The following is a 5,163-nucleotide window of genomic DNA, read 5'->3' on the forward strand; positions in this document are numbered from 1 at the left end:
TCCAGCTGCCGAGTGGGACCCAGGCAAGCCCGGACCATCGCTCAAGGCCATTGGCGCCGTCACGCCACTGCCCGACATAGCTGCCGAGCGAGACGGTGCCGGCCGGTACGATCCCGCCGAGCGCAGCCGGGTACGGGACCCATGCGGTCCCGGACCACCGCTCGACCCGCGTGCCGGTGTCGCGCAGCTGTCCGACGTAGGCGCCCGGGTCGCTGCTCGCGTCGGGCCGGATGCCGCCGGCGGCCACGGTGTAGGTCCGCAGGTCGGTCACGGCGGTGGCCCAAGGGATTCCGCCGGTACCGGCCGACGCGGCGACCGGTACCCGCACCGACCACAGGGGCAGCGAGCACGCGGGAAGCGGCGCCGGCGTCGGGTCGGCGGCCGCGGTCCCCTTGAGAATCTCGACCGCGGCCAGAGCCTTGCCGCTCTGGTCGTAGAGCCCGTCGTAGACGTGCAGCAGCACGACGTCGATCCGGTCCCACTGCGTGTGCCCGGGCGCGAAGGTGAGCGTCTCGGGCAGGGTGAGAGTCAGGGGGTAGGCGCCCTGCAGGGCCGTGCCCTGCACCACGGCCCGGCCGGCGCCGAGCTGCGCCTGCATGGGTGCCGTCGGGGTGAGCGACAGGGGGGTGCCGCCGGGGATCACCCCGGGGGCGGTGGTGGTTGCTCCGGTCGGCGTCATGGTGCCGACGGGGGACAGGCGGGTGTCGGTGCGGGTCTGCCCGGTGGGCGGGAGCCACGCGGCGCGCACAGGCATACGGTGTGCCTCCTTACCAGTAGGCGTGACGCCAGCGCAGTTCTGCGCGGGCGGCGGGGTGCGGAACGATGTCGGGGGCGCCGGCGAACGCGAAGTCGGTCGTGCCGGGCGCGACGGCGAGCAGCTGCTCGGGGGCCGAGCGGTCGGTCACCGTGTGGAGCCGGGACGAGCCGGACAGGGTGACCGTGCCGGCCGCCCCGTCGACGACGAGCTGTTCACCGGGTCCGAGCGTGATGTCGTACTCCCACCGCCGGCCGGTGCGCAGGTCGACGAGCGAAGGCAGCTCAACCGGCCCGGTGAACACCAGCACCGCGGGGGCGGGGGCCCGGCCTGCGTTGGTGGCAGTGATGATGCCGGCGGACCCGCCGGACCCGAAGGTGATCCCGTCCTCGGACGGCGGGACGTTGCCGGGTGGGGTGGCGAGGTGCCAGTCGAGGCCGCGCTCGGCGGTCGCGTCGAGGTGCCAGTCGAGGCCCTGCTCATCGATGGGCAGGCCGGTGTCGGCGTGCTGCTCGGTCAGGCTGTAGCGGCGGGGGTCCGTCGCCTCGAACTGCAGCGAACACCCGGTGATGGTGCCAACCCGGTACCCGCGGCCGGTGGGCACCGACCAGCGCAGGCACCGCGCCCAGACCAGCAGCGGGCCGCGCTCGTCGACCTGCACCACGAGGGGCAGCTCGTCGTCGAGCGACACCGCGCCCGCCTCGAACTGCCCGACCACCGAGCCGATGCGGGCGGCCGGTGCCCGGATCACGATGTCGTCCACCGTCACCGTGCGCGGCTGCGCCCACAGGGCACCGGGGTAGGCGCCATGTCCGGCCGGCCGGGTGGTGGTGCCCGAATCCCAGGAAGGCGAATCGGACCAGCCGCTCAACCGCCGCCACCGGTAGGGGGTGCCGGGGCCGAGCAGCAGCTCGCCGAACTGGATGTGCCCTGGCGCGAGCACGCGGTCGCCCGCGGCCACAGCCTCACCCCCTCACCTTGAGTTCCCATCCGAGTGCCGCCGCGAGCTGCTCCGGCGACTGGCCACCGGCGTTGAACTGCTCGATGTGCAGCAGCGGGCCGGACTGCCCGGCGGCGGCCGACCCGTAGTCGACGGTCGGCGAGGGCGCGGTGACCGCGGCGAGCGGAGTGCGGGCGGCCGCGGTGAGCGCGGGGGTGTCCGGCACCTCGACCAGGTCCCGCATAGCGGCGGCGAGCTCGGGCTGCGCGTCCTCGATGCCCGAGACGATGCCGGGGGGAATCCACCGGCCGATCTTTCGGGCCATGAGCCTGGACGGCGAATGGATGCCCAGTGCTTTGGCGATCGGGCCCGGAATCAAGTTCTTGGCCCAGCCCATAAGGGTGTCTTTCAACCAGCTACCCATGGACTGAATGCCGGACCACAGGCCGCGCACGATGTCGCGCCCCTTGTCGACCAGCAGTGAGCCCAGATTGCCGAGCGCCTCGGCGATGCGGCCGGGTAGGGCCTTGACGTCCGAGACGAGTCCGGACGCTTTTTCGGACACGCCGGACCGGATCGAATCCCAATGCTTTATCAGCAGTCCGACGAGAGTCCAGTTTAGGAAGAAATCGACGATGCGCCCGGGGATGCCTCGGACGAAATCCACGGTTGCATTCCAGCCGGTGACGGCGCCTGACTTGATGGAATCCCAGTGTTTGATCAGGAGCCCGATCAACGTCCAATTCAGGAACACGTCGACGAGCCAGCCGGCCGCCGACTTCACGAAGTCGACGACCCACTGCCAAGCCGCGGCGGTCGCCGAGCGGACGGTGTCCCAGTTGCTGACCACCAGGGCGACCAGGCCGACCACGGCGGCGATGATCCACCCGACGGGGCCGAGTGCGATCACCCATGCGGCTGCCATGCGGGCGGCCTGCAGCAGGCTTTGTGTGCCCATGAGCACCCACGTCGCGACCACCCGGACGCCGGCCGCGACGGCGGCGACGCCCTGCGCCGCCCAACCGGCGATCATCTCCGCGTTGGTGACCAGGTACGTGGCGCCGGTGCGCACCGCGGCCGCGCCCTGCGCCGCCCAACCGGCGACCGTCGTAGCGGTGGTGACCGTGGCCTGCACCCCAAGCGCAATGAGCGTGGGCAGCAGGATGGCGCCGATGATGCCGGCCGCGATGCTGAAGGCGAGACTGTGCTCGCCGACGAACTTGCTGGCGGTGTCGTACTTGCTGCCGAGCGTGCCGACCCAGTCGGCGGCCGCCATGAGGGCGGGCACGACCTTGGAGCCGAGTACGTCGACGGCGCCCTGCTGCAGGCCGCGGGTGAACTGCGTCCACCGGGTCGAGGCGTTGTCCCGCATCGTGTCGCCCGCCTTGGCGGCCGCACCGTCGACCGCGCCTAGACCTGCGACCGCGCTCGACGGGTCGAGCGAAAAGAGCGCCTTGGAAAGGTCCTCGGCCTGCGAGCCCAGCAGCGAGAACGCGAGCTTGGAACGCTCGGACGGGTCCTTGACCTGCCGCAGCCGATCCATGATCTGATCAAGCGCGGCATTCGCCTCGGGTCCGCCCTTGTTGAACGCGGCGGCCATCTTGTCCGCGTTCAAGCCGATCGACTTAAGGCCGTCGGCGGCGCTGCCGTCCTTGACCCTAATATTCAGTTCTTTGAAAGCGTCGGCGACGATATCGGCGTCGCGCGCTCCCGCCTCCAAGCCTTGATGAATAAGGCCCATGGCCTGTTTTCCATCAATGCCCAGATCCCGAAACTGCGTCGGGTATTCATTGAAAGTGTCGAGTAGATCCTCGGCCTTATTCGCCCCGAGCTGAGTTCCCCTTACGAGAATGTCGAACGCTTCGTCGGCATCCTTCGCCATCCCCGTCTTGAGCATCTGCCCAACGGACTTGGCGACCGGGCCGACGTCCTCGCCGAGAATGTCGGCGACCTGCTGCGCGCGACCGCCGACCTTCTGCAGCTGCTCGGCCGTCGCGTCGGCCGGAACAAGTCCCTGCTGCCACAAATTCTTGAGAGCCTCGTTGGCAGCCTCGACAGAATCGGTGTAGCCACCGGAGTACAACTTGCCCGCAGCCTTGCCGAGTTGGGCGGCCTGCTCGGGGCTCGCACCGAGCTGCGCGGTGAGCAGGCTCGTCCCCTTCTGCTGGCCGACGGCCTCGGCCAGGCCGGTGACCACCGCGGCGCCGATCGCGCCACCGATCAAGGCGCCCTTGACGGCCCCAAGCGCGCTCGTGATGCCCGAGCCGGCGCGCTCGGCGCCGCGCTCGGACTCCTCGGCGAGCCCGTCGCCGAGCTCGCGCCCGGCCGCCTGTCCGGCGCGGCCCGCTTCGTCCTCGATGACCTGCGCGGTGCGGCGGATGCCCTGCTCGGTGCGGCGCAGGCCCTGCTCGGCGCCGCTGTCGTCGACGGTGATGGTGGCGAGCAGCTCGCCGACGGTGAGCGCCAAGGCTGCTCACCCCCTCGGCGATCTACCCTCCGGCGGGCAGTCCGGTGATGGCCGCGATCTCCGCGGCCGACGAGACGGTGCGGGGGGTGCGCGCCCACAGTTCCCGGAAACGGGAGTCTTCGCCGACACCGCCGAGCAGGACCACGAACCGCCGCTCACTGAGCGCGGCGATCTCGGCGGCGGTGAGGTGGTAGGTGCGGGTGAGGTCCGCCTCGACGGCGGCCCAGTGCGTCAGGACCGCCGACCAGAGCCCGCCCGCCGGCGCGGCTTCGCCCGGCGGGTCGCCCGGTTCGGCGCCGCCGGTGCCGGGGCTTTTCCCGCGGCTGTGTTCTGCTGGTCGTAGAGCTCGGCGGCGCGCTGCATGGTGATGCTGCCGGGCCGGCGCACGGTCGCGGCCGCGTAGATGAGCACGACGCCGAGCTGCTTGTCGGTCATGCCCTGCTCTGCCCAGTGGTCGAGGGCATCCTCGCCAACCAGGGTCCGCAGCATCGCGCGCACGTCGTCCGGGTCGTCGGACGCCTGCAACCGCTCCATCTGCAATGTGAACATGAGCGGCAGGGCGTCGGGGAGCCGGTACGTCCGGCCGTAGAGCTGAATCGTTTCTGCAGGCCCGTTGGCGGCCTGCTCGGCGAAGAACGCATCGAAGTCCGCGCACCCGCCGTCGGGCTGCTCCTGGTGGTCGAGGTCGAGCTCGTCGTCGGTCACGAGCCACCCCCGGCCGGCGGCGGGGTCACCGCGGCGCTCGACGGCTTGCCGCACCGGGTGATCGTCGCGGACCACGAAGTCTTCTCCGTGGTCCCACCACCCTGTTCCCCGGGCGACACGGTCGCGTCCCACACCACCCACGCGGTTTGGGTGCGGTGGCGCCAGCGCACCGGGTTCCGAGAGTCGGCGCCGAGACGCTGCGCCCAATCCTCGTCGACGTACGCCTGCCCCGGGTCGCGCTTGCCGACCTTGTCGGCGGCGTACTTGGACTCAAGGCTGATCGAGGCGCCACGCTGC

General features: G+C 71.1%; 3 protein-coding genes and 2 pseudogenes. All 5 read right to left on the reverse strand.

What is annotated here, in order from left to right; all coding sequences use genetic code 11:
* Window positions 1-754: pseudogene (locus ABZ885_RS34955) on the reverse strand (hypothetical protein); the annotation flags it as partial.
* A 13-nt stretch (window positions 755-767) separates the two neighbouring features.
* Window positions 768-1,715: a hypothetical protein gene (locus ABZ885_RS34960; protein WP_360197940.1), complete on the reverse strand. Its 948-nt coding sequence runs from the start codon at window positions 1,713-1,715 to the stop codon at window positions 768-770.
* 4 nt (window positions 1,716-1,719) lie between these two features.
* On the reverse strand, window positions 1,720-4,161 hold the full coding sequence (locus ABZ885_RS34965) for a phage tail tape measure protein (RefSeq protein ID WP_360197943.1): 2,442 nt from the start codon (window positions 4,159-4,161) through the stop codon (window positions 1,720-1,722).
* Window positions 4,162-4,392: 231 nt separating this feature from the next.
* Window positions 4,393-4,866 (reverse strand): hypothetical protein, encoded by a 474-nt coding sequence (locus ABZ885_RS34970; RefSeq protein ID WP_360197945.1) that lies wholly within the window; start codon window positions 4,864-4,866, stop codon window positions 4,393-4,395.
* A pseudogene (locus tag ABZ885_RS34975) lies at window positions 4,863-5,163 on the reverse strand (hypothetical protein); the annotation flags it as partial. The gene ABZ885_RS34970 and the pseudogene ABZ885_RS34975, both read right to left, overlap by 4 nt.

The organism is Kitasatospora sp. NPDC047058 (assembly GCF_040643935.1).
In the GTDB taxonomy this organism is placed as follows: Bacteria; Actinomycetota; Actinomycetes; order Streptomycetales; family Streptomycetaceae; genus Kitasatospora.